Consider the following 1,685-nt stretch of genomic DNA (forward strand, 5'->3'; position numbering starts at 1 on the left):
ATCCTGCCGCTCTCGATAGAAAATCACACTAGCAGCAAACCCCGTCGGAATTTTAACCGCAATCTCAACGATATTACTCGCACCCAATCGCTTCGCCTTGCGTTCCAGTGACAACTTGCCACGATTGCGATGATAATGCCGTCTAGCAGGGCAAAGCTTAGTGTCCCAGCAAGACTTTAACTTAGCCTCATCATTACCGACCTTGGAGCATTGAAAGCAATTGTGGGGGACTTTAGTGGGCACGATCTTACCAAACCTCAGAACGACTAATCTGGCTCATGGTCTGGTTCCGAATAATCGCATTCATTACAACTGAGCGTGTTTGTTTCATCAGTCCCAAAACTATTGCTACCGCAAACTGGACAGCAAACTTCGAGTTGTTCTAAAAAATCTTGTTCGCCGATATTCATATTGCTTTGTCAAAATTTAATCTAAACTGATCTTATATAAAATATTTCACCAAGATGTTAAAGTTATACTTTAATATCTCTCCAATTAGCAGCATCACAGAATATTGAGAGATGTTTTAAATTTGTTGTCGCCATAATAACTCGCTGCCCTGGAAACTCATCTCTAAGTATTTGATACTAAGCCGAAATAATAATGTCAATATCAATATCCTTTTCATCTCTAGTAGTTTGCCCACTGGTAAATGCTCTAGCCCAAAGATTGGCAGCTAAATCTAAAGCTTCTGTAGAAACAGGTATAAATTCCAGAAACCCGTCCGCCTTTAACAATTCTAACGATCTAATCCCTGGAGCAGCTTCAGCCGTTGGTTGAAAACCTGCCTTCGGCAATCTAATTGAAGAACTTATCAAACCCCTCATCACTTCATAGTGACAAAGATCGGAAGTGACAATGCGAACACCCCTAATAAATAGAGTATCAAACCATTTCTTACATTGTTGACACTCATCAAAAGAAATATTCTTATTAGAAATTAATCCAAGAATATTAGTATCTAGAAAAACAATCATCAAAAACTATCTCCGCGACTCTGCGAGAGACTTGTATAATTCATCAAATTGTCGATCGTGTTCCGATTTTTGTGTTGGAGTTAAACTATCCCATTCTTGACGTTCGCGTTCTATTCGACGTTCTACCATCCCAACTCTCCGAGCAGTTTCTTCTGCTGTCAGTTCCACCAAGCTATATTGTCCTAAAGATGTTGGGTGAGAAATCAGCTCATCTTCCTGTGGTGATACTTCTCTAGCAGCTATCGTTGTCTCTACCACATTGCCAAGCATTTCTGGCAACATTACGCTAAGTTTCCCCTCCTCAGTCAATTCCAGTTTGAGATCGGGATTGCCATTTCGCAACAGTTCCAACTGTTCAGTTGAATGGAGGGCGGTATTACTGATATCGATAAGTAACGGCTGGGTGTTTGGATGATTCTTAGCGACTGTCATAAAACCTCCAATCTGCTGTGGCAATTGATGTGTGCGTCCCAATATTATATCATGATAGCGATCCAATCTTCAATCTTACCTAATTCTAATCTAATGTCCGATAATGCCCCTTTGCGGACATTAATCTGTGCTAAAATAGCCCTATGGCGTTAAATCTGGCTCATTTACGGCTTATTTGTACATTCCCTCGAAAAGGGGGATTAGCTGTCAAGTGAGCAACCGTGCAGAAAGTGACGCTAAGGGGGGGGACACAGAATTCGGACAAAATAGCACGCT

Annotated in this window: 3 protein-coding genes; all 3 read right to left on the reverse strand. The window is 41.1% G+C overall.

The annotated features are described in order from the left end of the window. Positions 1-266: 266 nt before the first annotated feature. Complete coding sequence (locus RMO55_RS13260) at positions 267-410, reverse strand: hypothetical protein (protein WP_310427207.1); 144 nt, start codon at positions 408-410, stop codon at positions 267-269. A 177-nt stretch (positions 411-587) separates the two neighbouring features. Then, on the reverse strand, positions 588-977 hold the full coding sequence (locus tag RMO55_RS13265; protein ID WP_310427208.1) for a hypothetical protein: 390 nt from the start codon (positions 975-977) through the stop codon (positions 588-590). A 6-nt stretch (positions 978-983) separates the two neighbouring features. After that, positions 984-1,409, reverse strand: a complete 426-nt coding sequence (locus RMO55_RS13270) for a hypothetical protein (RefSeq protein ID WP_310427210.1) — start codon at positions 1,407-1,409, stop codon at positions 984-986. Positions 1,410-1,685 lie beyond the last annotated feature (276 nt).

Source organism: Chamaesiphon sp. VAR_48_metabat_135_sub, assembly GCF_031418915.1.
In the GTDB taxonomy this organism is placed as follows: Bacteria; Cyanobacteriota; Cyanobacteriia; order Cyanobacteriales; family Chamaesiphonaceae; genus Chamaesiphon.

Excerpts from the sequence above, each read along its gene's own strand:
- RMO55_RS13260 (WP_310427207.1), bottom strand. The coding sequence starts at position 410 with ATGAATATCGGCGAACAAGATTTTTTAGAACAACTCGAAGTTTGCTGT.
- RMO55_RS13265 (WP_310427208.1), bottom strand. The coding sequence starts at position 977 with ATGATTGTTTTTCTAGATACTAATATTCTTGGATTAATTTCTAATAAG.
- RMO55_RS13270 (WP_310427210.1), bottom strand. The coding sequence starts at position 1,409 with ATGACAGTCGCTAAGAATCATCCAAACACCCAGCCGTTACTTATCGAT.